This is a genomic window from Bradyrhizobium sediminis, assembly GCF_018736105.1.
In the GTDB taxonomy this organism is placed as follows: Bacteria; Pseudomonadota; Alphaproteobacteria; order Rhizobiales; family Xanthobacteraceae; genus Bradyrhizobium.
Window position 1 is genome coordinate 1,158,508 of record NZ_CP076135.1, and the last position, 25,326, is coordinate 1,183,833.

Annotated in this window: 29 protein-coding genes and 1 tRNA gene; 20 read left to right on the plus strand and 10 right to left on the minus strand. The window is 62.6% G+C overall.

Features of this window, described 5'->3' with window-relative positions:
- Positions 1-13: 13 nt before the first annotated feature.
- Positions 14-823 carry an N-formylglutamate amidohydrolase gene (locus tag KMZ68_RS05590; RefSeq protein ID WP_215614857.1) on the minus strand — a complete coding sequence of 270 codons (810 nt, stop codon included), beginning with the start codon at positions 821-823 and terminating at the stop codon, positions 14-16.
- Positions 824-1,064: 241 nt separating this feature from the next.
- On the opposite strand from KMZ68_RS05590, the gene KMZ68_RS05595 reads away from it, so the two are divergent.
- Positions 1,065-1,463, plus strand: a complete 399-nt coding sequence (locus KMZ68_RS05595; RefSeq protein WP_215614858.1) for a gamma-glutamylcyclotransferase family protein — start codon at positions 1,065-1,067, stop codon at positions 1,461-1,463.
- Positions 1,464-1,548: 85 nt separating this feature from the next.
- Here the strand turns inward: KMZ68_RS05595 and KMZ68_RS05600 are convergent, their stop codons facing one another.
- Positions 1,549-2,103 (minus strand): chlorite dismutase family protein, encoded by a 555-nt coding sequence (locus tag KMZ68_RS05600; protein ID WP_215614859.1) that lies wholly within the window; start codon positions 2,101-2,103, stop codon positions 1,549-1,551.
- A 177-nt stretch (positions 2,104-2,280) separates the two neighbouring features.
- Between KMZ68_RS05600 and dnaG the strand changes: the two genes are divergently transcribed.
- The 8 genes from dnaG (at position 2,281) to KMZ68_RS05640 (ending at position 9,305) form a co-directional block, all read left to right on the plus strand.
- A complete protein-coding gene (dnaG, locus tag KMZ68_RS05605; protein ID WP_215614860.1) occupies positions 2,281-4,311 on the plus strand; it encodes a DNA primase in 2,031 nt (676 codons plus the stop codon).
- Positions 4,312-4,658: 347 nt separating this feature from the next.
- Positions 4,659-6,794, plus strand: a complete 2,136-nt coding sequence (rpoD, locus tag KMZ68_RS05610; protein ID WP_215614861.1) for an RNA polymerase sigma factor RpoD — start codon at positions 4,659-4,661, stop codon at positions 6,792-6,794.
- 159 nt (positions 6,795-6,953) lie between these two features.
- Positions 6,954-7,268, plus strand: a complete 315-nt coding sequence (locus KMZ68_RS05615; protein ID WP_215614862.1) for a hypothetical protein — start codon at positions 6,954-6,956, stop codon at positions 7,266-7,268.
- A gap of 13 nt (positions 7,269-7,281) precedes the next feature.
- Complete coding sequence (locus KMZ68_RS05620; RefSeq protein WP_215614863.1) at positions 7,282-7,608, plus strand: MarR family transcriptional regulator; 327 nt, start codon at positions 7,282-7,284, stop codon at positions 7,606-7,608.
- A gap of 8 nt (positions 7,609-7,616) precedes the next feature.
- Positions 7,617-7,949: a hypothetical protein gene (locus KMZ68_RS05625; RefSeq protein ID WP_215614864.1), complete on the plus strand. Its 333-nt coding sequence runs from the start codon at positions 7,617-7,619 to the stop codon at positions 7,947-7,949.
- Positions 7,942-8,283, plus strand: coding sequence for a hypothetical protein (locus KMZ68_RS05630; protein ID WP_215614865.1), 342 nt, complete (start codon positions 7,942-7,944; stop codon positions 8,281-8,283). Before KMZ68_RS05625 ends, KMZ68_RS05630 begins: the two co-directional genes overlap by 8 nt.
- Entirely contained in the window at positions 8,280-8,678 is a 399-nt protein-coding gene (locus KMZ68_RS05635) for a hypothetical protein (RefSeq protein WP_215614866.1), read from the plus strand. The genes KMZ68_RS05630 and KMZ68_RS05635 overlap by 4 nt, the downstream gene beginning before the upstream one ends.
- A 15-nt stretch (positions 8,679-8,693) precedes the next feature.
- Complete coding sequence (locus tag KMZ68_RS05640; RefSeq protein WP_215614867.1) at positions 8,694-9,305, plus strand: HNH endonuclease signature motif containing protein; 612 nt, start codon at positions 8,694-8,696, stop codon at positions 9,303-9,305.
- Positions 9,306-9,510: 205 nt separating this feature from the next.
- On the opposite strand, the gene KMZ68_RS05645 is transcribed toward KMZ68_RS05640, so the two are convergent.
- Complete coding sequence (locus KMZ68_RS05645) at positions 9,511-9,942, minus strand: VOC family protein (RefSeq protein ID WP_215614868.1); 432 nt, start codon at positions 9,940-9,942, stop codon at positions 9,511-9,513.
- A 106-nt stretch (positions 9,943-10,048) separates the two neighbouring features.
- Positions 10,049-10,405 carry a hypothetical protein gene (locus tag KMZ68_RS05650; protein WP_215616208.1) on the minus strand — a complete coding sequence of 119 codons (357 nt, stop codon included), beginning with the start codon at positions 10,403-10,405 and terminating at the stop codon, positions 10,049-10,051.
- Between the two features lie 265 nt (positions 10,406-10,670).
- Between KMZ68_RS05650 and KMZ68_RS05655 the strand changes: the two genes are divergently transcribed.
- Both KMZ68_RS05655 and KMZ68_RS05660 read left to right on the plus strand, forming a co-directional pair.
- Complete coding sequence (locus KMZ68_RS05655) at positions 10,671-11,471, plus strand: lytic murein transglycosylase (RefSeq protein WP_215614869.1); 801 nt, start codon at positions 10,671-10,673, stop codon at positions 11,469-11,471.
- Positions 11,472-11,752: 281 nt separating this feature from the next.
- Positions 11,753-12,559: a lytic murein transglycosylase gene (locus tag KMZ68_RS05660; protein WP_215614870.1), complete on the plus strand. Its 807-nt coding sequence runs from the start codon at positions 11,753-11,755 to the stop codon at positions 12,557-12,559.
- Positions 12,560-12,739: 180 nt separating this feature from the next.
- Here KMZ68_RS05660 and KMZ68_RS05665 read toward each other — a convergent pair whose 3' ends face one another.
- Positions 12,740-13,585, minus strand: coding sequence for an SDR family NAD(P)-dependent oxidoreductase (locus tag KMZ68_RS05665; RefSeq protein WP_215614871.1), 846 nt, complete (start codon positions 13,583-13,585; stop codon positions 12,740-12,742).
- A gap of 3 nt (positions 13,586-13,588) precedes the next feature.
- On the opposite strand from KMZ68_RS05665, the gene KMZ68_RS05670 reads away from it, so the two are divergent.
- The 3 genes from KMZ68_RS05670 to KMZ68_RS05680 all read left to right on the plus strand — a co-directional run bounded on the left by KMZ68_RS05670 (position 13,589) and on the right by KMZ68_RS05680 (position 16,118).
- Positions 13,589-14,140 carry a hypothetical protein gene (locus KMZ68_RS05670; RefSeq protein WP_215614872.1) on the plus strand — a complete coding sequence of 184 codons (552 nt, stop codon included), beginning with the start codon at positions 13,589-13,591 and terminating at the stop codon, positions 14,138-14,140.
- Between the two features lie 106 nt (positions 14,141-14,246).
- Positions 14,247-15,473: a GGDEF domain-containing protein gene (locus KMZ68_RS05675; protein WP_215614873.1), complete on the plus strand. Its 1,227-nt coding sequence runs from the start codon at positions 14,247-14,249 to the stop codon at positions 15,471-15,473.
- 21 nt (positions 15,474-15,494) lie between these two features.
- Positions 15,495-16,118, plus strand: coding sequence for a peptidoglycan recognition protein family protein (locus KMZ68_RS05680; protein WP_215614874.1), 624 nt, complete (start codon positions 15,495-15,497; stop codon positions 16,116-16,118).
- A gap of 154 nt (positions 16,119-16,272) precedes the next feature.
- On the opposite strand, the gene rpoH is transcribed toward KMZ68_RS05680, so the two are convergent.
- Both rpoH and KMZ68_RS05690 read right to left on the minus strand, forming a co-directional pair.
- Entirely contained in the window at positions 16,273-17,172 is a 900-nt protein-coding gene (gene rpoH, locus KMZ68_RS05685; RefSeq protein ID WP_215614875.1) for an RNA polymerase sigma factor RpoH, read from the minus strand.
- 216 nt (positions 17,173-17,388) lie between these two features.
- Positions 17,389-18,402, minus strand: coding sequence for an RluA family pseudouridine synthase (locus KMZ68_RS05690; RefSeq protein ID WP_249779532.1), 1,014 nt, complete (start codon positions 18,400-18,402; stop codon positions 17,389-17,391).
- Here KMZ68_RS05690 and KMZ68_RS25965 point away from each other — a divergent pair.
- The 5 genes from KMZ68_RS25965 (at position 18,401) to KMZ68_RS26205 (ending at position 20,543) form a co-directional block, all read left to right on the plus strand.
- Complete coding sequence (locus tag KMZ68_RS25965) at positions 18,401-18,739, plus strand: hypothetical protein (RefSeq protein ID WP_249779533.1); 339 nt, start codon at positions 18,401-18,403, stop codon at positions 18,737-18,739. The two genes, KMZ68_RS05690 and KMZ68_RS25965, sit on opposite strands and share 2 nt — an antisense overlap.
- Positions 18,740-18,877: 138 nt before the next feature.
- Positions 18,878-19,396 carry a DUF2846 domain-containing protein gene (locus tag KMZ68_RS05700; protein WP_215614878.1) on the plus strand — a complete coding sequence of 173 codons (519 nt, stop codon included), beginning with the start codon at positions 18,878-18,880 and terminating at the stop codon, positions 19,394-19,396.
- A gap of 140 nt (positions 19,397-19,536) precedes the next feature.
- Positions 19,537-19,611 (plus strand) — tRNA-Glu (locus KMZ68_RS05705).
- Positions 19,612-19,728: 117 nt separating this feature from the next.
- Positions 19,729-19,959 (plus strand): hypothetical protein, encoded by a 231-nt coding sequence (locus KMZ68_RS05710; RefSeq protein ID WP_215614879.1) that lies wholly within the window; start codon positions 19,729-19,731, stop codon positions 19,957-19,959.
- Positions 19,956-20,543, plus strand: coding sequence for a type II toxin-antitoxin system RelE/ParE family toxin (locus KMZ68_RS26205; RefSeq protein WP_371741416.1), 588 nt, complete (start codon positions 19,956-19,958; stop codon positions 20,541-20,543). Before KMZ68_RS05710 ends, KMZ68_RS26205 begins: the two co-directional genes overlap by 4 nt.
- On the opposite strand, the gene KMZ68_RS05720 is transcribed toward KMZ68_RS26205, so the two are convergent.
- The 3 genes from KMZ68_RS05720 to KMZ68_RS05730 all read right to left on the minus strand — a co-directional run bounded on the left by KMZ68_RS05720 (position 20,495) and on the right by KMZ68_RS05730 (position 22,261).
- Positions 20,495-20,761 carry an HGGxSTG domain-containing protein gene (locus KMZ68_RS05720; protein WP_215614880.1) on the minus strand — a complete coding sequence of 89 codons (267 nt, stop codon included), beginning with the start codon at positions 20,759-20,761 and terminating at the stop codon, positions 20,495-20,497. The two genes, KMZ68_RS26205 and KMZ68_RS05720, sit on opposite strands and share 49 nt — an antisense overlap.
- The gene (locus KMZ68_RS05725; protein ID WP_215614881.1) at positions 20,758-21,420 is read right to left on the minus strand and encodes a hypothetical protein; all 663 of its coding nucleotides are present in this window, start codon (positions 21,418-21,420) and stop codon (positions 20,758-20,760) included. Before KMZ68_RS05725 ends, KMZ68_RS05720 begins: the two co-directional genes overlap by 4 nt.
- Positions 21,421-21,841: 421 nt before the next feature.
- Positions 21,842-22,261 carry a CBS domain-containing protein gene (locus tag KMZ68_RS05730; RefSeq protein WP_215614882.1) on the minus strand — a complete coding sequence of 140 codons (420 nt, stop codon included), beginning with the start codon at positions 22,259-22,261 and terminating at the stop codon, positions 21,842-21,844.
- Positions 22,262-22,524: 263 nt separating this feature from the next.
- Here KMZ68_RS05730 and KMZ68_RS05735 point away from each other — a divergent pair, with 263 nt between their 5' ends.
- Positions 22,525-25,311, plus strand: coding sequence for a UPF0182 family membrane protein (locus KMZ68_RS05735; protein WP_215614883.1), 2,787 nt, complete (start codon positions 22,525-22,527; stop codon positions 25,309-25,311).
- The last annotated feature ends 15 nt before the right edge of the window (positions 25,312-25,326 follow it).

Sequence of the window (25,326 nt, forward strand, 5' to 3'; positions counted from 1 at the left end):
CCGCGCCGCGGAATCAGGCCGGCAGCAGCCGCTGCTCGCGCATCGTCGCTTCGATCCCGATGAATATCCGCGCCAGCCGGTCCGCCCATTGCCGTTGCCCGGCGGGCGCTGCGATCAGATCCTGGCGGATTTCGATGCCGCTGTTCATCAGCCCGCGCGCCTCGCCATGCACGGGGATGGTGTAGTCGGTCGCATCGCTCACCGCATAGGGCTCGTTGTCGCCGACCACCAGACCCGATTCCGCGCGCAACAGCTTCAACAGCAGCGGCGGCAGCCGTGTGTCGCGATGATAGAGCGTGCCGATGTGCCAGGGCCGCGCGCTCCCCTTATAGACCGGGGTAAAACTGTGCAGCGCCACCAGCACGGTCGGCGTACCCTTGCGCAGGCGGGCGTCGATCGCCTGCTCGATGCGGCGGTGATAGGGATCGAAGATCTGCCGGCGCCGCGCCTCGGCGGCGTCGGCGGCAAGGTCCTGATTACCGGGAATCGCCGTCGCCTCGGAGACGTGCGGGATCGAGCTCGGCGCGCTCGGCGGCCGGTTGCAGTCGATCACCAGCCGCGAATAGCGCTGCGCGATCAGATGCGCGTCGAGCCGTTTCGACAGCGCCTCGGCGACGCCGGCGATGCCGATATCCCAGGCGATGTGGCGCGTCAATTCGCTTTCCGGCAAGCCGAGATCGCCGAGCGCGCGCGGGATCAGGCGGCCGTAGTGATCGCATGTGAGCAGGAACGGCGAGCGGCCGCCCGCATTTTCCTCGAGTACCGGCGTAACCTCCTGCGGTCCGAGGAGTAGGGATGTGCCGCCTGCGCTGTCCAACGTCATATCCTCAATAGTTGCCTGTCGAAGCAGCATGCCGATTTGGAAAATGAGCAGCAATCGGCATGGATCTGCTTGCACGAAATCACGATGATCGCTGCGACGATGCCGCTCCCGACGATTCGTCACAAGACCGAATATGCGACGAAGCGATCCACCCCTCGCATGCGGCGCCATGGATTGCTTCGCGGAGCCTGTCATCGGGCGGCGCGTTGCGCCGACCCGGTGGCTCGCATATGACATGGCGATGAACTCCGATCGTCTCTTCGTCTACGGCACCTTGATGCGCGGCTTCGACCATCCGATGGCGCAGCTGTTGTCGCGCAGCGCCGATTTCGTCGGCGAGGCGCGCTGCCGCGGCCGGCTTTACCTCGTAAAGCATTATCCCGGGCTGGTGCTGTCGGACGATCCCGCGGACGTCGTATTCGGCGAAGTGTACCGGCTGCGCCAGCCGGACGCGCTATTGCGCGAATTCGACATGTACGAGGCCTGCGGCGAGGGGTTTGCCGAGCCGACCGAATATCTCAGGCGGATGCTGCCGGTGACGCTTTCGGACGAGACGGCGGGCGAAGCCTGGACCTATGTCTACAACTGGCCGGTGACCGGCCTGCCGCGCATCGCCTCGGGCCGGTTTCTGGAGAATTGAAGCGTTTTCGAGCGAAAGCCTGCCCTGCACTTGATGCGGGGTGGGGTCCCGGTTCGCGTGAAGAAAACGCGTCAAACAGGGACCTCTAGATTTCCCGCACCAGCCGCACATCGACCTCGCGCTCGACGTATGTCCATTCCTCGGTGGCACGCAGCACTTTCACCAGGTCTTCGAAGAACAGCGCATTCTGCGGCGCGTATTCGAACCAGGCGAGAAAATCGAACGGTTCGCCGAGATCGCGGCAGTGATAGAGTTGCCGAGCGATCATCGGCAGGTATTGCAGGCTGGCGGCTATGTGATGCGACTGCTCCTCGAAGATCCGCCGCCGCTCTTCCTGGGTCAGCTCCCACCACGCCGCCGATTTCCTGATCGGGATCAGCGCCGCGCAGCTCGCCTCGGGGCGCCCGAGCCCGGCCTGCGCGGCCTCGAGCTGCGTCTTCTCAGGCCGCTCGACATAGCGCAGATGGCTGGCGACCCCGGCCAGCCGCCACGAGGTCTGCGACGGCAACAGCGGCAGCGCGACGGCCTCAGAGTGCACCACCGACAGCGACGGCACCGCGCGGAGCGACTCGCCCTTCACCGGCGCGATCGAGACGATCCGCCACGCCCCGCTCTGGCCGCCCCTGAAGGTCGTGAACATGCGCCATCGAAGCTTGGAACCGGGGGCGGTTCAAGCCGTCGTCTTGCGAAGCATCCCGGAATGGCAGTCTGGCCCTGTGAATAGCGGCTAGAAGCCCAATAATCTTCGTATTTCGGGCGGGCCGCCCTATATCCATGATCGGTTGGCATGGGCCAACGACTCCGGCACAAATCCCTTATGCGCTTTACGCCCCAATTCCTCGACGAGCTGCGCGCCCGGCTTCCGGTTTCGGAAGTCGTGGGCCGGCGCGTCAAGTTGAAGAAGGCGGGCAGGGAGTGGAAAGGGCTGTCGCCGTTCCAGCAGGAGAAGTCGCCGTCGTTCACCGTCAACGACCAGAAGGGTTTTTACCACGACTTCTCCTCCGGCAAGCACGGTGACATCATCAGCTTCCTGATGGAGACCGAGGGTGTCGGCTTCACCGAGGCGGTGGAGCGGCTGGCATCGATGGCCGGCATGCCGCTGCCGGCGGCGACCCCGGATGCCGCGCGGCACGAACAGCGCCGCAAGACGCTGTACGATGTGATGGAGCTCGCCGCGAAATTCTTTGCCGACACTTTGGCCTCGCGCAACGGCGCCAAGGCGCGCGGCTACCTCGCCGACCGCGCGATCTCTCCGGCGGTGCAATTGCAGTTCCGGATCGGCTATGCGCCCGGCGAACGCTTCGCGCTGAAGGAATTTTTGGGCTCGCAGGGCATTCCGGTCGAGGACATGGTCGAGGCCGGGCTCTTGGTCGCCGGCGACGACATCCCGGTGCCCTACGACAAGTTTCGCGACCGCGTGATGTTTCCGATCACGGATCTGCGCAATCGCGTCATCGCCTTCGGTGGCCGCGCGCTGGAGAAGGACGTCGCCGCCAAATACATGAACTCGCCGGAAACCCCGCTGTTTCACAAGGGCGACAATCTCTACAACCTGGCGCCGGCGCGGCAGGCCACCCATAACGGCGCCACGCTGGTGGTGGTGGAAGGCTATGTCGACGTCATCGCCATGGTCGGCGCCGGCTTTCCCGCCAGCGTCGCGCCGCTCGGCACCGCGCTGACCGAAAACCAGCTCGCGCTGCTGTGGAAGATGGCGGACGAGCCGGTGCTCTGCTTCGACGGCGACAAGGCCGGACAGAAGGCGGCCTATCGCGCCGCCGACCTCGCGCTGCCGCATCTCAAGCCCGGCAAGAGCCTGCGTTTCGCGCTGCTGCCGGAAGGACAGGACCCCGACGATCTCGCGCGCTCCGGCGGCCGCGGCGCGATCGAGGAGGTGATTTCCGCCGCGCGGGGCCTCGCCGACGTGATCTGGTCGCGCGAGCTCGAAGGCGGCAGCTTTGCCACCCCCGAGCGGCGCGCGGCGCTGGAAGCACGGATCGGCGAACTCACCAACGGCATCCGCGATGAGGTGGTGCGGCGCTATTATCGCCAGGATCTGGCGGAGCGCCTGCAGCGGACGTTTGCGCCGGAGGGCGGGCGCGGCGGCTATGGCAAAGGCAATTTCCGCGGCGGGGCGGGGAATTTCGGCGGCGAATCAGGCCGCCGCTTTCAGGCGCGCGGCTCGTTCACTCCCGGTGCTGCGGGCCGATTCGAGGCCCGCGGCGGTCGCGGGCAGGCCTCGGCCGGCAGCCAGACCATCAATCGCGGGCCCTACCAGGCAGCGAGCCCGCAGCTGGCGCTGAGCCCGATCATGCGCGGCCAGCGCAGCGCGATTTCCCGCCGCGAGGCGCTGATTCTGCAATCCCTGATCAACCATCCCTGGCTGCTGCACGACCATCTGGAAGAGGTGGCGGCGCTGGAAATGGCCCATCCGGAGGCCAACAAGCTGCGCGCCGGCATCATCGCCGCCTTTGCTCATGACCATCACCAGAGCCCGGAGCCGGAAGAACAGGCCGAGAAGATGCGGGCCGACCTCGAAGCGCGCGGATTTTCCGAGGTTCTTCAAAGAGTTGAACGGGCGATCACGACCCAGGCGGTGTGGGGCGTCCGCCCCGGGGCGGCCCGCGACGACGTTCTTGCCACCTGGCATCAGCTCGTCTCCTTGCATCGCCAATGGCACTCATTACTTAGGGAATTGAAGGACGCGGAGCTGGCCTTGGGCAACGAGGGCGGTGAGGCCAATCTGGCATGGCTGCGCGATATCAAGGCCAGGCTGGAGGAAGTCGACGGTACCGAGGCCCTGATCGAGGGATTTGGCGATTCTTCCGGCAGGTCCCAGCGGGTCGTCTGATCAAAAAATGCTGCGGACGGCGGCCCCGGAACCGCGAAAAGACTCGCCAAATCCATGGTTTGGCGGCAAAAACAGGATCGACAGGGTTAATCGAAGCTTAATTGCCTGCGGGCTAGAAGCTCGTAACCGTCGAGAGCAATTTTGAGGGGGGTGGCGAGACGTCTGCGCCGCCCTTTCCGCGTCAGAGCATGATCCGGAAAAGTGGGTACCGGTTTTCCGAAAGGATCATGCTCGAACAAGGATGAGAGCGGGACGACGTTTCGAAGAAGCGTCGTCATGCGTTAGCGACAGCAGATTCAAAGCGGGCGCGGCAACGCACCGGCATGAGCGCGTTTGGAGAGCATTGAATGGCCAGCAAGGCAAAGACGCTGCAGGTGAAAGACAAGGAAAAAGACGACAAGGCAGCGGACGCCCCCGAGAAGGATTCACCGGACGCGCCATCGCCGTTGCTCGACCTGTCGGACGCCGCCGTCAAGAAGATGATCAAGCAGGCCAAGAAGCGCGGCTTCGTGACCTTCGATCAGCTCAACGAAGTGCTGCCCTCCGACACCACCTCGCCCGAACAGATCGAAGACATCATGTCGATGCTCTCCGACATGGGCATCAACGTCTCCGAGGCCGAGGACGCCGACAGCGACGAAGAGAAACAGGAAGAGGCCGAGGACGAGACCGACAACGAACTGGTCGAGGTCACGCAGAAGGCCGTCACCGAAGTCAAGAAATCCGAGCCCGGCGAGCGCACCGACGATCCCGTCCGCATGTATCTGCGCGAGATGGGCACCGTCGAATTGCTGTCGCGCGAGGGCGAAATCGCCATCGCCAAGCGCATCGAGGCCGGCCGCGAGGCGATGATCGCAGGGCTGTGCGAAAGCCCGCTGACCTTCCAGGCCATCATCATCTGGCGCGACGAACTCAACGAGGGAAAGATCTTCCTTCGCGACATCATCGATCTCGAAGCCACCTACGCCGGCCCCGACGCCAAGAACAACATGAACCCGGCGATGCTGGCGGCGCCGCTCGGCCCCGACGGCCAGCCGCTCGCCGCCGCCAACGGCAATGGCGCGGCCACGGTGCCGGCTGCTGCCGCTCCGCCCGCCGCACCCCCGGCGCCGACCCCGTTCCGCGCCGCGCCCGCGGCAGCCCCTGAAGGCGAGGAAAAGGATCCCGCCGAGGCCGCCGCCGAAGGCGACATGGACGACGACGAGTTCGAAAACCAGATGTCGCTCGCCGCCATCGAGGCCGAGCTGAAGCCGAAGGTGGTCGAGACCTTCGACAAGATCGCCGACAACTACAAGAAGCTGCGCCGCCTGCAGGAGCAGGACATCTCCAACCAGCTGCAGAACGAGACGCTGTCGCCGGCACAGGAGCGCAAATACAAGAAGCTGAAGGACGAAATCATCGTCGAGGTGAAGTCGCTGCGGCTGAACCAGGCCCGCATCGATTCGCTGGTCGAGCAGCTCTACGACATCAACAAGAAGCTGGTGTCGTTCGAGGGCCGCCTGCTGCGCCTCGGCGACAGCCACGGCGTCGCGCGCGAGGATTTCCTGCGCAACTACCAGGGCTCGGAGCTCGATCCGCGCTGGCTCAACCGCGTCTCGAAACTCTCGGCCAAGGGCTGGAAGAATTTCGTCCATCACGAGAAGGACCGTATCAAGGAACTGCGCGGCGAGATCCAGTCGCTGGCCGCATTGACCGGGCTCGAGATCGGCGAATTCCGCAAGATCGTGCACGGCGTGCAGAAGGGCGAGCGCGAGGCGCGCCAGGCCAAGAAGGAAATGGTCGAGGCCAATCTGCGGCTCGTGATCTCGATCGCCAAGAAATACACCAACCGCGGCCTGCAGTTCCTCGATCTGATCCAGGAAGGCAATATCGGGTTGATGAAGGCGGTCGACAAATTCGAATACCGCCGCGGCTACAAGTTCTCGACCTATGCGACGTGGTGGATCCGGCAGGCGATCACGCGAAGCATCGCCGACCAGGCGCGCACCATCCGCATTCCCGTGCACATGATCGAGACCATCAACAAGATCGTGCGCACCTCGCGCCAGATGCTGAACGAGATCGGCCGCGAGCCGACTCCTGAGGAATTGGCCGAGAAACTCGGCATGCCCTTGGAGAAGGTTCGCAAGGTTCTGAAGATCGCCAAGGAGCCGCTGTCGCTCGAAACCCCCGTGGGTGACGAGGAAGACTCGCATCTCGGCGATTTCATCGAGGACAAGAACGCGATCCTCCCGATCGACGCCGCGATCCAGTCCAACCTGCGCGAAACCACCACGCGGGTTCTGGCCTCGCTGACCCCGCGCGAAGAACGCGTGCTGCGCATGCGCTTCGGCATCGGCATGAACACCGACCACACGCTGGAAGAAGTCGGCCAGCAGTTCTCGGTGACCAGAGAGCGCATCCGGCAGATCGAGGCGAAGGCGCTGCGGAAGCTGAAGCATCCGAGCAGGTCGAGGAAGCTGCGGAGCTTTTTGGACAACTAACTTCGCCGGTCTGAAGCTAATTTGCGCGAACGCGGCGGGCCAAAAGGCTCGCCGCTTGCATTTGCGAACCGAGATGACGTAGGTCCTAACTTACGATCTACCCGCTGCTCCGGTTCCACTGTGGGTTGACAGGGAACTTTAGTTCCTTATCCTCACTCTATGTCTGATGATACTGAAATCCTGCGGGAAATTCGCGATCTGCTGCGACTGATCGCTGAACCCGCACTCGCCAAGAGAGATGAGCGACTTCGAGCATCGCTTCAGGAGCTAGTTGGGAAAAGTAAACAAAAGGCAGAGGCGGTCGTCCTTATGGACGGCACGCGCTCGCAAGCTGACATTCGAAAAGCTGCTGGCATTGACCAGGGAAACTTAAGTCGCCTCGTCACGGCCTTACGTCAGACGGAATTGATTGGTCCTGATGAAAAGCGCCCAGAGCTGGTTTTCCCGCGCCTTCGAACCTCATCGATAATGTAGGCAACGCCAAGAAATGAGCGATCACTCTGCACAAATGTTGTCGGTTCTAGCAGAGATGCGCGATCTTCTTCGCTTGATTGCCGAACCCGCAATTGCTCAGCGCGACAAGAAACTTCGTGAGGCGTTACTCGTCATTGGCGGGAACGCAACAAGCAAGAAAGCAAAGGCTATCCTTCTTTTGGATGGCACAAGGACTCAGGCAGACGTCACCAAGGGCTGTGGCATTAGTAAAGGTAATCTCAGCGGCTTGGTGAAGGAGCTGAAGGCTGCAGACTTACTGAAAGGTGATCCCAAACAGCCGCAACTCGCAATTTCGATTCCAGCCAATTTCTTTGAATAGGAAATTTAATGAGCGAAAGTTCGGTCGAAATCTTGGAGACGCTGCGTAAGATCTATGGATTATTGGAATTGCTGGCCGAAGACAAGATTGCTCAGCGCGACGCAAAGCTGCGCGCGGCCCTACGTGAAATCGTCGGCACAAGCTCTGCCAAGCAGAAGTCTGTGTTCTTGATGGACGGAAATCGAACGCAGGCTGAGATACATAGGGCAGCATCGGTGAACCAGGGTCACTTAAGCACCATGGTCAGCAAGCTTCACAAGGAGAAATTACTCGTTAGCGACACGAAGAAGCCGAAACTGAATTTTTCGATACCTCTAAACTTTTTTGAGAGCAATGCATAAGCAAAGTGAAGAGAAGCTTTTGGAAGCCATTCTTGAGATTCGGAATTGGATTCGCGCGGCTGCTCACGGCCCGGTAAAGACGTCGCTCGAAACAGCGCTTCCCGATTCGAAATCGCGTATGGCGTACCAAATGCTCGATGGCAACGCGTCGATGGACCAAGTGCGCATCGCTTGCAAAATGAGTCCGAATGCTGTTGTCGCTTTGGCGAACCGCTGCACATCAATGGGGTTGATGGAGGCTAGGCAGGACAAGAAGCGCATTAGGCTCTTCGACTTGTCTGATTTCGGTCTTATTGATGCTAACAGCTCGACTAAATCGGGGGAGAAGTCGTGAGCGACAAGCGGCCCAAGAAAGATGCTGTCGAAGTATCATCGCAACCGATTCAAGATGAGCTTGGCGCCATCAAAGATCGTCTGAGCGCGATCGAAACGATCCAGAGCATTTCAAACGCGCCAGTTGTAAAACAATATGTTCAAGAACATCTCAAGACGAAGGACGCACAAAGGATTATGAAGGAGTGCGAGGAGCCAAAGACCAAGTCGCATCTTCAAACGAAATTTGATTACAAGAGCAAGCAGGCGCTAGACCACCACCTTAAGCCGCTGCGCGATGCCGATCTGATCAGGGAGAAGGTCGAAGCCGACGGAACAATCGTATTCGAGTGGAGCAACCTCTTTCGCCGCCTTCCAAAATCGACGATTAAGTCGATACTCGGTGATACGAAATAGCTGGGGCAATCTCAGATGAGTGAAGCAAAGCCCGGTGAACGCAAAAATCTGCCGCTGAAAACGCAGGTTATCGTTCTGACCGAATCGGGATATCGCTGCGCCGTTCCGACCTGCCGTAACATCCTAGCACTCGACATGCATCATATCTGGGAAGTCTCCAATGGAGGCAGTAACGACCCTTCCAACTTGATAGCGCTGTGCCCGACGTGTCATGCACTCTACCACCGTGGAACTATAAAAGCCGACTCCATTTACGCATACAAGGCGATGTTGGTCGCGATCACGCGCGCCTTCGACGTTGAAGCGATCGACCGACTGCTGTTCCTCGAGTCCTGCAAGAAGGATTTCCTCGTGGTTTCCGGTGATGGTCTCCTGCATTTCTCCCGCCTTATCGCTGCCGGACTTGCAACCGTAGAGCAAAAATCAAACAACAATTGGCAATTTGTCACATATGCCGTGAACATACATGACAAGGGGCGTCAACTGATTGAGGCTTGGAAACAAGGCGATCGCACGCGCCTTCGGCAGGTGATGGGGGGTGTCATTCCGCGCGACACGTCCGTCAGCGTTCGCCCCCAATTGAGTAGGAAAGCCCAGGCACGAAAAAGTGCGCATCCGAGCGGGTGACGCCGTCCGCGCCGGCCACATTTCATTCCGCGACATCGCCCGCCGGGATTGATCGCCAGCAGGCCGCCGACCACGGGCGCCGCCAGCGTTGTTCCCGCGGCGAGGTGGATCGCGAGCCCATTCTCACCTTGCGCCCCGGTTAGCACAGCACAAATCCGCGTAACCCTTGGTGCTTCTCGCGGGCTCCCGGTCGGCCTCCCGACAACTAGATCTCCGCAAACACCTCCAGCAGATTTCCATCGGGATCGCGGAAGAACAGCGTGCGATGTCCGAAGGCCTGGTCGGTGGGCGGTGAGAGCAGGCTGACACCCTGCCGCACCAGTTCGTCGGCGCATTGATCGACGTCGGAAGCGGAAACCTTGAATGCCAGCTGAAGCGAGGCGCTGCCGTTGGGTGTTGGAACGTCCTTCGCAGTCAGGCTCGGCCTCGCCAGGGCCAGGGTGTTGCTGCCCAGCCGATATTCGATCCAGCCCGGCGAAAGCTCTCGTAACAATGGGAGGCCGAGGATGCCTTCATAGAAGCGGCGCATCGCCGCCATGTCGCGCACGAAAATCACCGTATAGTCGATCGCCCGAATGGCCTGAAAAGCCGACCCGGAATGCGGGCTGCGTTCGTTCGCGACAGCTTCTTCACTCATGGATGGGTCCTCACAATTTCCAGCCCGCGCGACGATCGAATGGCCGGCAACGGACGGCGCATCGACAGCCGCTTCATGCTACAGGATTTCTATCGGGCTTTTGGCCCTAGTGTCGGGCGCCGGCGCGCGCCGCGCCCCGGCCGATCGGCTGCGTCGCCAGCGTCGGTGTGCCCCGCGGCGGCTTATCGCCATCCGCTTGCGGCTGCCCCATCGCCATGATCGCGGTGCCCATCGCGGTCGAGCCGAAGGTGACGATGAAGCCGAACAGCAGCAGTCCGAGCGCCGTGCCGGGCGAGCTATCGGCGAAGATCAGGTCGCGCAGCCCGCCGGGATTGATCGCCAAGAGGCCGCCGACCACGAGCGCCGCCAGCGCTATTCCAATGCCGAGGTTGATCGCGAGCAGCCGGAACAGCGGCACGCGCCAAAAGCGAAAACGCCGGGACGTTGACTCTTTTCCTTGCATTTCGTTCGGCATGATCGTTTGCCTGCAATAGCCAAAACTTGTCGCGTCAGTTCGCGCCTCGGCCGCGAATTATTATGCATGGCAGATTATCAAAATTATGGCCGATTGCGATACGTGCGGCGAGGGGGGCAGTCATGACGGAATCATGGCTGAGCCCCCGTGATCCCGGCTGGATTGGCGCAGCCCTCGAAGACCGAGGTCGGACGTGGTAAAAGCCAGTGGATTGCATCCCGTGTTCCTTCAGCGCCACTCAGGGAATTTCCTGATGACCAAGAGTAAGTCATTTACCACGGCCAAATTCCTGACATTGGCCATGCTCGCATGTTTGAATTCACAAGCCCACGCCGCGCAATGCGGCAGCACCGCCGCCGGCTACGAAGGCTGGAAGCAGCAATTCGCCGGTGAGGCGCGGGCCAAGGGCATCAGCGCCTCGACTATCTCGGCCCTGATGGCGACGCACTACGCGCAAGCGACCATCAATGCCGACCGCGGCCAGCGCAGCTTTTCCCTCTCGCTCGACCAATTTCTCGCCAAGCGCGGCGGGGCGGCCATCGTCGCGCGCGGGCGTTCGCTGAAGCAATCGCAGGGAGCGCTGTTTGCTTCCATTCAGGCGCGCTACGGCGTGCCGCCGGGACCGCTCATCGCTATCTGGGGAATGGAGACGGGTTTCGGCAGCCAGCGCGGAAATCAGAACATGCTCGCGTCGATCGCGACGCTCGCCTACGACTGCCGGCGCTCGGCCTATTTCACCGAGCACCTTTACGCGGCGCTGCAACTGATCGATCGCGGCGCGCTCTCGCCGGCCCAGCGCGGCTCCATGCACGGCGAGGTCGGCCAGACCCAGTTCATGCCCAAAGCCATCCTGGCCTATGGCACCGGCAATCTCGAGAACGCCGCCAACGCGTTGACCTCGACCGCGAACTTCTTGCGGGCGCACGGCTGGCGCGCGGGCGCCGGATACCAGCCGGGCGAGCCCAACTTCGCGGCCATCCAGGCCTGGAATGCCGCCGGCGTCTACCAGAAGGCCATCGCGCTGATGGGCCGCCAGATCGACGGCGGCGAGTGAGGGCCACCCCGTCGTCCCTGCCTAGTGCGCAATTGCGCACGGGAGCAGGGACCCATAACCACCGGCGGCAATTGTTGAAGCGAAGCCGTCAACCATTTCGCTTTGACAACATCGGCCGCGGCGCCGCGATGAGCGCAATTGCGCTCACGCTGGGGTCCCGGATCGGCGCTCGCGTTGCTCGCTTGTCCGGGACGACGAGTTTTGATCGAGAGCGCTGAATACATCTGCCGCTCGCCGCTTTCCCATGGCATGATCGGAACAAGCAGTAACAAGGGATTCGCATGCGCAAGCTTCGTTCGGCCGTTTTTTTCGCCGCCCTCCTCCTTTCCACCCCCTCTTTCGCCGCCCGCTGCGGCGGCGACTTCAACTCCTTTGTGGCGGCGATGTCGGCGGAGGCGCAGGCGGCGGGGATTTCGCCGGCGGTGATCAGCCAAGCGCTTTCCGGCGTGACGCAGGATCCGGCGGTATTGAATTTCGACCGGCGCCAGCGCGGCACCTTCAACAAGACCTTCGAGCAATATGTCTCCACCCGGGTCGGTCCCGGCCGCATCAACATCGGCCGGCAGATGCTGCAGCGTCACGCCGCGCTGCTGTCGCGGATCGAGAAGCGCTTCGGGGTGCCGCCGCAGATCATCGTCGCGATCTGGGGGCTGGAATCCGATTACGGCAAGGGCGACATCGGTAAGATGCCGGTGGTCCGCACGCTCGCCACCATGGCGCATGATTGCCGCCGCACCGAATTGTTCCAGGGCGAACTCCTGGCGGCGCTGAAGATCGTGCAGCGCGGCGATCTGCCCCTGCGCGACCTGATCGGGGCGTTTGCCGGCGAAATCGGCCAGACGCAATTTTTGCCGTCGTCCTACATCAAATACGGCGTCGATTTCGACGGCAACGGCCATGTCGACCTGCGCCACAGCATCCCCGACGTATTGGCCTCCACCGCCAACCTGCTGCACGTCAGCGGCTTCAAGAACGGCGCGCCCTATGGCGAAGGCACCGCAAATTTCGAAGCCATGCGCGAATGGAACCGTGCCACGATCTACCGCAAGACGATTGCGTATTTCGCCGATCGGCTGGTGGGGCAGTAGCGCTTCTCACGCGCCACACTCACAACTGTCATCGCCCGCGAAAGCGGGCGATCCAGTATTCCAGAGACGGCAGTGATGGAATCGATGGGCCGCGGCCTACTGGATCCCCGCATGCGCGGGGATGACAACAGTGGGCGGAGCGGGCGCCGTGCTTCGCATCGCGCGCGGACTGACAACCACCTACTTCCCCTTCGCCGCCATCTTCTCGATCCGCTTCGCCAGCACCGCCCAGTAAGTGCCGGGCCGGAACCGTTGCAGCAAATCCATGAAGCGGGCGTCGCCTCCGATCAGGATGCGCGGCTGGTTCTTCTCGATGCCTTCGATGATGCGCAGCGCTGCTGCTGCCGGCGAGGTCTTGGCCATCGTATCGAAGCGCTCGATCGATTGCGCGCGGCGGGCATTGTCGGTCATGCCGGAGCCGGTGCGGGAGTTGCGGGCGATGTTGGTGGAAACGCCGCCGGGATGCACCACCGACAGCCGCACCGGGCTGTTCGCCATCTGCAGCTCGTGCCGCAGGCTTTCCGAAAAGCCGCGCACTGCGAACTTCGCCGCGCAATAGGCGGTCTGGCCGGGCGGCGCGATGATGCCGAAGATCGAGGAGAGGTTGACGATGTGCGCCTCCGGCTTCTGCGACAACTGGGGCAGGAACGCGCGGGTGCCGTGCACCACGCCCCAGAAATTGATGTTGAAGAGCCATTCCATCTGGGCCTGGTCGACTTCGTTGAACATGCCCATCAGCGCGACGCCGGCATTGTTGATGACGATGTTGAGGCCGGGATGGGCCGCGATGGCTGCTTGCGCGAAGGCCTCGATCTGCTTGGGCACGCCGACGTCGACCTGGTGCACCGTGACCTTGCGCTGCTGCTGCGCTTGACCGATCTCGGCGGCCAGCGCCTGCAGGCCGGTCTCGTCGCGGTCAGCCAGCGCCAGGTCGCAGCCGCGCGCGGCAAGCTCGAGCGCCAGCGCCCGGCCGATGCCACTGGCGGCGCCGGTCACGGCTGCCGCTGCTCCATTGATCGCAGTCATCAGATGTCACTCCAGGATGGGAACAGGATTTTGAAGGGCGGCGATGACGAAGAGCCCAAAATCAAAAAGGCGGGCACAAGGCCCGCCGCTTTAAAAATCACTTCGCCTGGCACCGGGTGCCCGGGCGGAGCTGAGGCTCCACCCGGGCTTGAAAGTTACTTCTTGGCCTTCTTCTTCGACTTTGCCTTCTTCGCCTTTTTCGCCTTCTTCGCTTTCTTAGCCATAGCATCCTCTTTGGGTTTAATGGGTGGAAACGCGACACGAGGCATGCTCGGGGAGGGCCTAGCCTCGCAACAGCCTCAATCGTCATCCGAGCAGATTCGCAGGCGACTGCCTCGCGCTGTCACGCCGCTGTCATCACGTTATCCACAGCTGTTATGGGTTTTTGGCCTGCTTTTCGCCGGCGTCATGCGCCACGCCGCCGCGTCACGGTTAACGCCGCGCCAACATGGCGGCGCTGGCTGCATCGATCCGGTACAGCGGTGCGGTGGCGCCAAGTGTTCCCGTCGTATTCATCATTTCAAAACCACGGCAGCGATTGCCGCGCCGCGGTGAGGGTCCGTTAAGTGCCGCGGCTGCACTTTGTTGCCAACAAGGGGATCGTCATGGGTGGGCTGTTGGATAACAGGGGAGGCAGAGCCATGGGTGTTCTGACTTCGCGATGCTGAATGTTCCGACGCTGTGGACGGCGTTCGTCATCAATTTTCTCGCGCTCGGCCTGATCTGGGCCTACGTCGCGCGCAGCTACCCGAGCTTCGGGGCCGCACGGTTCTGGACCGCCTCGACGTTCGCCGCGGCCGCCGGCGCATCGCTGGCAAGCCTGCGCGTCTTGGTGGATTCGCTGCTGCCGCTGCTGGCCGGCGGCACCGTGCTGATTCTGGCCGCCTGCCTGGCCGCGATGGGCATCCGGCGGTTCTACGGCCAACCGGTCGGCTGGCGCCAAACCGCGCTGACCACCGGCCTGGGCTGCGCCGGCATGACCTTCTTCATCTTCGGCTACGATAACGTGCCGATCCGGCTGGCGATCTATTCGGTCGCCCAGGTGCTGCCGATCATCCTGACGCTGAAGCTGTTGCTGTCGCGGCAGAACGGCCGCATCAACCCCGGCGCGCGGCTGGCGGCCACCGTCGCCATCCTGATCATCGCCATCTATGCCTTCCGGGTCGTGAGCAACCTGTTCAATGCCGGCGTCGAATTCTCGTTCATCCGTTTCAATCCGGTGCAGTCTGTCCTGATTCTGGTCCTGATGTTCCTGTCGATGGCGTGGAATTTCGGTTTCCTGCTGATGGCGATGGACCGGCTGCGCAACGAGGTCGCCGACCTGGCGCTGCTCGACGATCTCACCGGCGTCGGCAACCGCCGGCACCTGTTGCAGCGGCTGACCGAGGAATGCGCGCGGTCGGAGCGCAGCGGCGAAGCGTTCTCGCTGCTGGTGATCGACCTCGACGGTTTCAAGGCGATCAACGATACCCATGGCCACGCCGCGGGCGACGCCTGCCTGCAGCATTTCACCCTGATGGCGCAGACCCGGCTGCGGCCCGGCGACATGCTGGCGCGCACCGGCGGCGACGAGTTCTGCGTCGTGCTGCCGTCCTCGACCTTGCGCGAGGGCGCGATGATCGCCCGCCGCATCCTGGATGTCTGCCGCGAGGATGCCGAGGCCTGCGTCGGCAACGATATCCCGATCTCGCTCTCGATCGGGGTGGCGCAGTGGACGAGACAGATGGGAAACTTCCCGGACCGGCTGATGGCCGCCGCCGACCACGCGCTCTACGCCGCCAAGAAGGACGGCAAGAACCGCCACGCGGTTTACGATCCCGCCCCGCCGCTGGCGCCCGGGATCAACCCCGCGGCGATGCCGGAGCGAGCCCTGCGCAAGCATGCGTGAAGCGTGCTAGACGCTGGGGCCATGAACGTTCGCCTGCCAGCGATGGCGCTCGCCGCCATCATGATCGTTGCTCCGGCCGCCGCGCAGACGCCCGACCTCGGGACCATCGCGAAGGCGTCGGGCACGCCCGACATTCCCGGACTGAAGATGGTCTGGCTGGCGCCCTGGGGCGAGGTCGCAAAGGCCCATCCCTGGCGCAACATCATCGTGCACCAGACCGAGGGACCGGCCGGCTCGGCGCGCGGCGGCGCGCAGGCGCAGGCCAGGAACCCGACGCGGCGCGGCGTCACCGTCTGGGTCGAAACCGACGGCACGGTGTACTGGGCGGTGGCGGAGAATCTGGTGCCGACCCATGGCGACGGCGCCAACCGCAACGACAACAAATACATCGACAACCGCCCGACCTTCCGCCAGGTGGTGGGCGCCAATTCGATCGGGGTGGAATTCGCCGGCAATTATCCCGATGTCGCGCGCGGCCCGACCGAGGCGCAGATCGAGGCGTGGCGAATTCTGGTGAAGCTGCTGAGGGCCCGCTACGGCATCCCGCTCGAGCGGGTCTATGCCCATAACTGGATCGACTACAAGGACGCCCGCTATTGCGAAGGCTGCGCGCTGGCGACGCTGGCGAGGCAGTGGGGAGAGTAGGCAATGAGGGGGTGAACTCTCAACAATGTCATCCCGGCCTAGTGCGCAATTGCGCACTAGGCCGGGACGACGCAGCATTTGTTGAAGCGTTCACCCGAAAACAAAAAAGCCGGCGTTGCCGCCGGCTTCCCTGTCTCGTTTCGATCCGCCTAACTCAGTGCGCGGCTTCCAGCGCGGCCGCTTCCTGTTTGGCAATGGTGCCCTTGACGGCCGACTGCACCTTCTCGAAGGCGCGGACCTCGATCTGCCGCACGCGTTCGCGCGACACGCCGAATTCGGCGGCGAGGTCTTCCAGCGTCATCGGCTCCTCCGCCAGACGCCGCGCTTCGAAGATGCGGCGTTCGCGCGGATTGAGCACGCCGATGGCGCCGTTCAGCGCCTGCCGGCGATGATCGAACTCCTCGTGCTCGGCCATGATGGCTTCCTGGTTGGGCGAGGTGTCGACCAGCCAGTCCTGCCATTCGCCGGCTTCGCCGTCGTCGCGGATCGGCGCGTTGAGCGAGGCATCGCCGCCGAGACGGCGGTTCATGTCGATCACGTCCTGGTCCGTGACGCCGAGGCGCTTGGCAATCAGCTTCACCTGGTCGGGGCGGAGATCACCCTCGTCCAGCGCGGAGATCTTGCTCTTCGCCTTGCGCAGGTTGAAGAACAGCTTCTTCTGGTTCGCGGTGGTGCCCATTTTCACGAGCGACCAGGAACGCAGGATGTACTCTTGTATCGAGGCCTTGATCCACCACATGGCATAGGTGGCAAGCCGAAAGCCCTTTTCGGGCTCGAACCGCTTGACCGCCTGCATCAGGCCGACATTGCCTTCCGAGACGACCTCGGAGATCGGCAAGCCGTAGCCGCGATAGCCCATGGCGATCTTGGCCACGAGCCGGAGATGGCTGGTGACGAGGTGGTGTGCCGCGTCGCGATCGTCATGCTCGCGCCAGCGCTTGGCGAACATGTATTCCTGCTGGGGTTCCAGCATCGGAAATTTGCGGATCTCGGCGAGGTAGCGGGAGAGGCCGGATTCTCCGTTGAGAACCGGCAGGGTAGCTGTACGGGCCATTCGAGCGCCCTCCAGTGGTTCAGGCCCCCGATAGCGGCGGGCCCGGCAGACGGACGCTGTGTTAAAGCCGCCCGGGCTGCGATGTTCCGCGTTGGATATTCAACGCAGGTGCAACATACACTAAATCGAGCGGCTTTTGGAAGGATTGTGGGGGTCACGTCCCCGTGTGGCAGGTATAACCTACTGACATAACGCCACTTTTTCAGAAGGCCTGCGTCATAGCGCCGCTCGCAGGGCGCCTTGCAGGAGAAGCAAATCCTCCGGCAGATCGGCTTCCCAGTGCAAAATCTCCCCGGTTTTGGGGTGTTCCAGCGCCAGAAGATATGCGTGCAGCGCTTGGCGGCCGAGGCCGGCGAGGGCCGCCTGGGCCTGGGGGCCGAGGTGGCTGGCCTTGGTCTTGAAGTGCGGGCCATAGACGGCGTCGCCCATCAGGGGGTGGCCGATATGGGCCAGATGCACCCGGATCTGGTGGGTGCGGCCGGTCTCGAGCTGGCAGGCCAACAGGGCGGCGACCGGTTTGCCGTCGCGCCCGTTGAAGGTCTCCCGGATTTCCCAATGGGTGACGGCCTCGCGGCCGCCCTCGCGCACCGCCATCTTCTCCCGGGCATAGGGGTGGCGGTCGATCGGCACGTCGACGGTGCCGCGCTGCCGGTTCGGCACGCCCCAGACGAAGGCCAAATAGCCGCGCCGCATCTCGTTGGTGCGGCCATGGTCGGCGAATTGCTCGGTCAGCGATTTATGCGCGCGGTCGTTCTTGGCCACCACCATCAGCCCGGTGGTGTCCTTGTCGAGCCGGTGCACGATGCCCGGGCGCTTGACGCCGCCGATGCCGGAAAGGCTGGCCCCGCAATGGGCGATCAGGGCGTTGACCAGGGTGCCGGTTTCGTGGCCGGCGGCCGGATGCACCACGAGGCCCCTGGGCTTGTCGATGACGACGATGTCGTCGTCCTCGTAGACGATATCGAGCGCGATATCTTCGCCCGCAGGCTCGGCGGCGACCGCTTCCGGCACGTCGATTGTGATCGTATCGCCCGCGGTGACATGATAAGCGGGGTCGCGGATGGGGGCGCCTCCGGCGGTGACGGAACCGGCCAGGATCAGCGCTTTCAGCCGCGAGCGCGACAGCTCCGGACGGCGCACCGCCAGCACGCGGTCGAGCCGGGCCGATCCCTCGTCGCCGGCGACGGTGACCCTGAACCTCTGACCGCTATTCGAAGACGAGCTTTGCATGACCGAAACCGTTGCGCCCGAACCGACCCCCGAGCAGGCCGCGCTGTTCGCGCGGGTGCGGCGGATGATGCTGATTGCGGGCCTTACCACGGCGCTGGCGGTAGCGGCCGTTCTGATCGCCATCGGCTACCGCCTTTTCCGATCCGAGGGAAGTGTGACGGCCGCCGCCACCGAAGTCACCGCCAGCCTGCCGAAGGGCGCCCGCATCGTCGCAACCGGCATCGCCGGCGACCGGCTGCTGCTGACGCTGGATATCGGCGGCGTCACCGAAATCCGCACCTTCGACGCGCGCACGCTGAAACCGGCCGGAAGGCTGAAATTCGTCAGCGAACCCTGAACCGGCCGCGGATGGAAATCCTGCTGCTTCGATACAAGAAGCCCGGGACGAGAGGGTCGCCTCGGTTGAGTCTTGCCAAGCAATACAACGTCTGATTTAGAGATTGTCGGATGGGGTTTTCATCGGCTGAGATTGGGCATGGGGCAACTGTATCGTATCGTCCTGGTGTTTTGTGCTGTCCTTCAACTGGCCGCATGCGCCGGAACTTCAGCGATTGAATCTCAATCAAAACTGAGGGATTCGCGGCTGGCGAGAATGTACTTCCTGCGCGAGCAGGGAGTTCTCGGTGCCTTGGGCGGGGCCGTACCAGCGGCTGAAATAAGAGTTGACGGAAAACCCGTAGGATCGGTGACCAACGGCTCCTACATCTTCGTCGATCGCCCGCCAGGGCTCCTTAAACTGTCTGTCCAGAACGGAATATCACTTGCCTTCGAAACCGAAACCCGGGTCGAGGCCGGTGGGACGTACTATTTTAACATCGGGGTGCCGAAAACGGGGGCTCCGGGAATGGACCTTTTGAATCAGGCCTATGCGGGAGGCAGCGGGCAACAGATGCGTGCTCAATCCCCGCTGAGCGCCGGATTTTCGGGAGCAGTCCTTTACAGTCTCGACCCCTCCGCCGGCGCTGCGGAGATTGCACGCCTAAAGCCGGGCTGAAACCGGAATTCCTCGGAATGAAGGCTTTCGGACCCCGATTCCGGCTTGTTGAAGGTCGCCACGGGTCGCCGTTCGTTCGCGGGCCAGGATCCTCGGCCGCCTTGCGGCCAGCCGATTTCGAGGCTATTCCCTCTGCCAACGCTCCCTTCGTCTAGCGGTTAGGACGCGGCCCTCTCAAGGCTGAAACAGGGGTTCGATTCCCCTAGGGAGCGCCACTTTATGATCTTGTATGATATCGCCGTCTAAATCCTTCTACAGCTGCCGGATGACGCATCCAGCCACGCCGCAGCCAACTCCTCGACTTCGACCTCTCCCAATCTTATATTGTGGCCATGACAAAGCTCCTCGATGAAGCGGTGGCGGCCGTGCGTCGCCTGCCGTCAGACGATCAGGATGACATCGCGCGGGCCATCATGCAGCTTGCAGGCTCCGATCTTGCTCCGCCGGTCGTCCTTTCGCCTGAAGAGCGCGAGGCGGTTGCCCGATCGAAGGCCGCCGCTGAGCGCGGTGAATTCGCAACCGACGAACAAGTGCGGGCCGTGTGGGCCAAGCACGGACTATGAGGCTGCGCTATACGCTACCTGCGCTCGCCGATCTTGCATCGATTCTGGACTTCGTCGCCGATCGCTCCCCGCAGGGAGCTGGGCGCATCCATATGCGAATTCACGCGGTCACTGATCTGCTCCTGCGGTACCCATTGGCTGGCGCCTTGACCGACGACCCCGCCGTTCGACGCATCACAACGACGCCCTACCCATACCTCATATTCTACGAGGCGAACCGACGCCGAAATCATCATTCACGCGGTGCGCCACGGTGCGCGCGACCCTTCCGACAATATGCGATCGGAGTGAGTTCTCGCAGAATCTTCGTTTGGGTTGGGCCAGCTTTGGCACCTGCGGCGCGGAATTGGACGCTGCATCATAGCGGTTTTGGCTCCCCTAAGAGTCCTCTAAAAAAGTTGCCCGCAACTTCGCTGTCCTTGCAGCACACCGCGAAGCGTTGCGCCATCACAATTCGCCAATTTCGCCGCCTGTTAACTGACGGGATTGGTCCGTTGCTGATTTCTTTTGGTTGCGCGCCGTTTGCGAAAGCCACTCACTTCATCTCTTCCAGCAGCCTCCGCGCTTCCCCCAACAGCGCCTGAATCTGCCTGCGCTCGGCGATCGCATTCCCGGTGAACAGGCCATGCTTGCGCGCGTTCTGGTTGGCCCTTGGCGCGCCGGATCCCTGGGCGGCGCCGTGCATGCGGCAGCGCTTTTTGCCGTGCACCGCCGGCGAGCGACACGTGCCGTCGAAACGGGTTTTGGCGCCGCAACGCGGGCTCGCCAGCATCGGGCCGGTATTGCGGGCATGATCGTTCATGGCTGGGCTTGCCGCTTGGCATCAGCGGAATCGCGCCTTCGCCTGGAGCCCGAGGGCTTCGGCGCATTCCGCGCCGCGGATGCCGGGTTCTTGTCGGAAACGATCACGCTTGCGTGCTGCGTGACGTTGCCGACAATGGCGTTGCCGCCGTCTCCGACCGACACGTTCTGCACGGTGATGGCAGGCTCGCCATGGCTGCGGTAGCGGTTGAGCGCCTCGATCTGGGCGGGAAACGTGCGGGCGAGCCTGCCCAATGCGCGCGCGGCGCTGTCGTGCTGGGCGATGTCTTCCGCATTCGCGAGGTGATGGGCGCATCGCATCGCCATCACATGAACCGAAACCATCTGCGCCACCAGCATGGCCTCGATGGAATCACGGGGCTTGATGCTCTTCACCATCGAAATCATGAAGGACAGGTTGACCTCGTCGGGACTCCCGCCGCTCACGCTGGCCTTCACCAATTGCCGGAGGATGCCATCCATCGCTTCGCGGTCGGCGGCGCCCAGTGCGTTCGCCATCAGCTGTTCGCCAAGCTCCGGATCAGGATGGTCGATGGAGAATCCATGCGACGAGAGCCTTATCCGCGGGGCTGCGGCGGCCTTGGCCGGATCGGTTGCGGCGATCGTGGTTGGCATAACGAGGTCAGGAGCGGTGTTCATGTCGAGATTCCCTGGCACGCGCGCGGCAAGCGCGCGGTTTGGCCACGCGCAGGCGATCGCCGCGGCGAGGCGGTGCCATTTCAATGGTGGGGTGAAGATTTTGAGCCGCAATCGCAACCGACGGGCCCGCTATTGCGGGGCGACGGGCGTTTACAGGATGGCGGGATGGTGAAGAAATGCCCCTGATTTGCCCGACGTGTCAACTTGCTTTCGAAGCATCCATGCCGGCCGCCTGCTACTTTGCATGGGGTTGTTTTCGATATTTTGGCAGCGCGCACCGGCGGCGCGCCAGTTCGCCAGGGCACGCGCCAAACGGCGCGCGCCATCTTCCGGGCACAGCAGAGCACTTCGCCCCGGCTTTCGTGCCGTGCGATTGATCGTGCGGTCTGGCGGCTATCGCGAGAGCAGCGCCGGCTGTGTTTCAGTGATGGGCCGAAACGCTCTTGACGCACTCGGACAGCAAATCAACTGATGCCGAGTGGCTGACGTCACCCAGACTGATCATGCCGACCATTCGCTTGCTCTTGTTGATCACCGGCAGCCTGCGGATCTTCAGCGTCTCCATGTGATGCACCGCCTTTGCGAGGTCATCGTCCTCCCGGCAACAATGGATGCCTTCGGTCATCACATCGCGCGCCTTGGCGCGGCCGGCATCGAAGCCGTTGTTCGCCAGCCCTTTGCAGACGATGTCGCGGTCGGTCACCATCCCGATCAGTTGGTCGTCCTCCCCGATCGGGACGCAGCCGATGTCATGGCCCCGCATCAATTTCGCGAGTTCGGTAACGGGTGTGTTGGGGCTGACCCAGTCGACACCCTTGTGCATCACGTCTTTGACTTTCATGGCGGAACTCCCGTGTTGGGTTTCAGGTGTACTTGATGCAATGCAGCACAGCCCCCGCTTTCTCCACTATACAACCGATCGCGCGCGAGGTCGCAGCAGAAAGCATCATTCCTGCGCGATCGGACCAGGCAAACGCCGTCGCTGCCGCCCTCCTGCGCAAGCGGATGAGTGGAACCCGGCAAATCCAGGTCCGCGGCCCTGGCGCGCCGATCCCGGTCATGATTCAAGCGGTAAGCGTCCGTCATTTCTGCTAGAATTGGATTATGACGATCGGGATTACCGGACCCGAACGGAAGGTGCCAAGGCAAAGCGCCGTGGTCGGGTTGATCATTGCGGCCGTCTTCGTCGGCATTGGCCTGATCCTGCTTTGGCTCGCGAGCGACTTCCTGGTTGACTGGCTGTGGTTTTCCTCGATCGGCTATCTGCAGGTTTTCTGGACGACGATCGGCGCTAAAGCCGTCGTCCTTCTTGCGGTCTGGACGGGAACTGCGGTCATCCTTTGGCTGAACGGATGGCTCGCGGTGCGTTTTGCCCGCCGGCAGCCGACGCAATCTGTCCCGGCCTTCATCTGGAATCTCGCGGGCAACGTGCCGCCCCCCGACCTGTTGGCGCTGATGCGCGATCGGTTGCCATGGGCCCGGGTTATCGGGGGCGGTGCAGGGTTGCTCGCTCTGCTGGTTGCCGCGGCAGAAGTCGGCAATTGGGGCGTCATCCTGCAGTTCTTCTATCATGTCCCCTATGGTGCAGACGACCCGCTGTTCGACAAGGACATCGGTTTCTATCTCTTCGTGCTGCCGGCCTATATCCTCATCAAGAACTGGATGCTGCTCACTCTCGTTCTGAGCGCGTTCTTCGCCGCAACGGTCTACTGGGTGCATGGCGACATCGAATACGACCTTCATCGCCGATCGATATCGCCGACCGCAATTGCCCACGGTTCGGCGTTGCTCGGTCTCCTCTTCGTCGTGAAGGCCTGGTCCTACGGTCTCGACCGCTATCTGCTGCTCTATGGCGACAACGGCGTCGTCGTCGGCGCAAGCTACACCGACGTACACGTGGGGATACCGGGTCTGTGGCTGTTGATCGGGCTCTCGATCGTCGCGGCGTTCGCCGCGTGGGCAAACCTCCGGGTGCGCACCTACTGGCTTCCTGCCGCCGCGTTCATACTTGTCGGCCTCGGCTCGTTCGTGCTGTCCGGTGCAGTCCCGGTGCTGTTCCGGCAATTTTTCGTCAAACCGAGCGAGTTGCAGCTGGAGAAGCCCTACATCGAACGCAGCATCGCGCTCACCCGGCAGGCATACAATCTCGATCGGATCGCAGCCAAGCCGTTTGCTGCCGAACAGAAGCTTACCTTCAAGACGCTCGAGGCCAACAAAGCGACAATCGAAAATATCAGGCTATGGGACTGGCTGCCCTTGTCGGATACCTACGCGCAACTGCAGGAGATCCGCACCTACTACAAATTCCATCATCTCGACGTCGATCGCTACTGGCTCGATGGCTCCTACCAGAGCGTAATGCTTTCGGCGCGCGAACTGCGGCCCGCCTTGCTGCCGCCGAATGCCCAGACCTGGGTCAACCGCCATGTGCTGTTCACGCACGGCACCGGCGCGGTGATGAGCCCGGTCACCCGCAAGAGCGCCGAAGGGCTGCCATTCCTCTATTTGCGCGACATCCCTCCCGTCGCGGACGGCGGCCCTCCGATCCATGAGCCGCGCATCTACTACGGCGAAGAGCGCGACAGCTACGTCATCGTCAAGGGGAGCACGCCGGAGTTCGATTATCCGAAGGGGAAAGACAACGTCTATGCCGCCTATGACGGTACCGGCGGCGTACCGATCGGAGCGATGGTGTGGAGAGGCCTGTTCGCCTACTACTTCAACGACCCGAACCTGCTGCTCTCAAGTTACATCACCGCCGACAGCCGGATCATGATCCGGCGCAATATCCAGGAACGGGTACGGACGATCGCTCCGTTCCTCAGGCTCGATCACGATCCCTATCTGGTCATCAGCAATGGGCGGATGTTCTGGATGCAGGACGCCTACACGACGAGTTCCTATTTCCCCTCCGCGCAGCCGGCGCAAGACCTGGATCTCAACTACATCCGCAATTCGGTGAAGGTCGTCGTCGATGCCTATAACGGCACCGTCGATTTCTATCTGATGGACACCCGCGACCCCGTCGCCGCGACCTACCAGCGCATCTTTCCGGGCTTGTTCAAGCCGTTCGCGGCCATGCCTTCGGACTTGCAGAAGCACATTCGCTATCCGGAGGACCTGTTCCTGATTCAGGCGCGGCTGTATCAGACCTACCACATGGAGGCGGCCGAGGTTTTCTATAACCGCGAAGATCTCTGGCAATTCCCGCGCCAGCCGGGCGGCGGCGGCACCGCAGTGATGGCGCCCTATTACATCATCATGCGGCTGCCCGGGGAGCCGCATGCCGAGTTCTTCCTCATGCTCCCGATGGTGCCGAGCCGCCGCGACAACATGATCGCGTGGCTCGCCGCGCGCTGCGATGGGCCCGACTACGGCAAGCTGATCGTTTACGAATTTCCCAAGGAGAAGCTTGTCTACGGGCCGTTCCAGATCGAGGCGCGGATCAATCAGAGCACCGATATCTCCCAGCAGATCACGCTGTGGAACCAGATGGGCTCGCGGGTGATCCGCGGTGCGAACCTGCTTGTGATCCCGATCGAGAACTCGATCCTTTACGTGACGCCGCTCTATTTGCGGGCGGAGCACGGACACCTGCCGGAGCTGAAACGCGTGATCGCAGCCTATGGTGAACATGTGGTGATGAAGGAGACGCTGGCCGAAGCCTTGTCGGCGCTGTTCATGGAGCCCGGCGCCGCGCCGGCGGTTTCGGGCACGGCAGAGGAGATGCCCGCCAGACGCCCGGCGGCAAGCCAGGCACGGGAGGCGCTGGATCGCTACAATCAGGCAGTGGAGCGATTGAAGTCCGGAGATTGGAAAGGCTTCGGCACGCAGTTCGATGCCATGCGCGAGCTTCTGGAGGAAATGAACCGACACTCCACCGGCCACTAGTGCCCCGAATCTGCG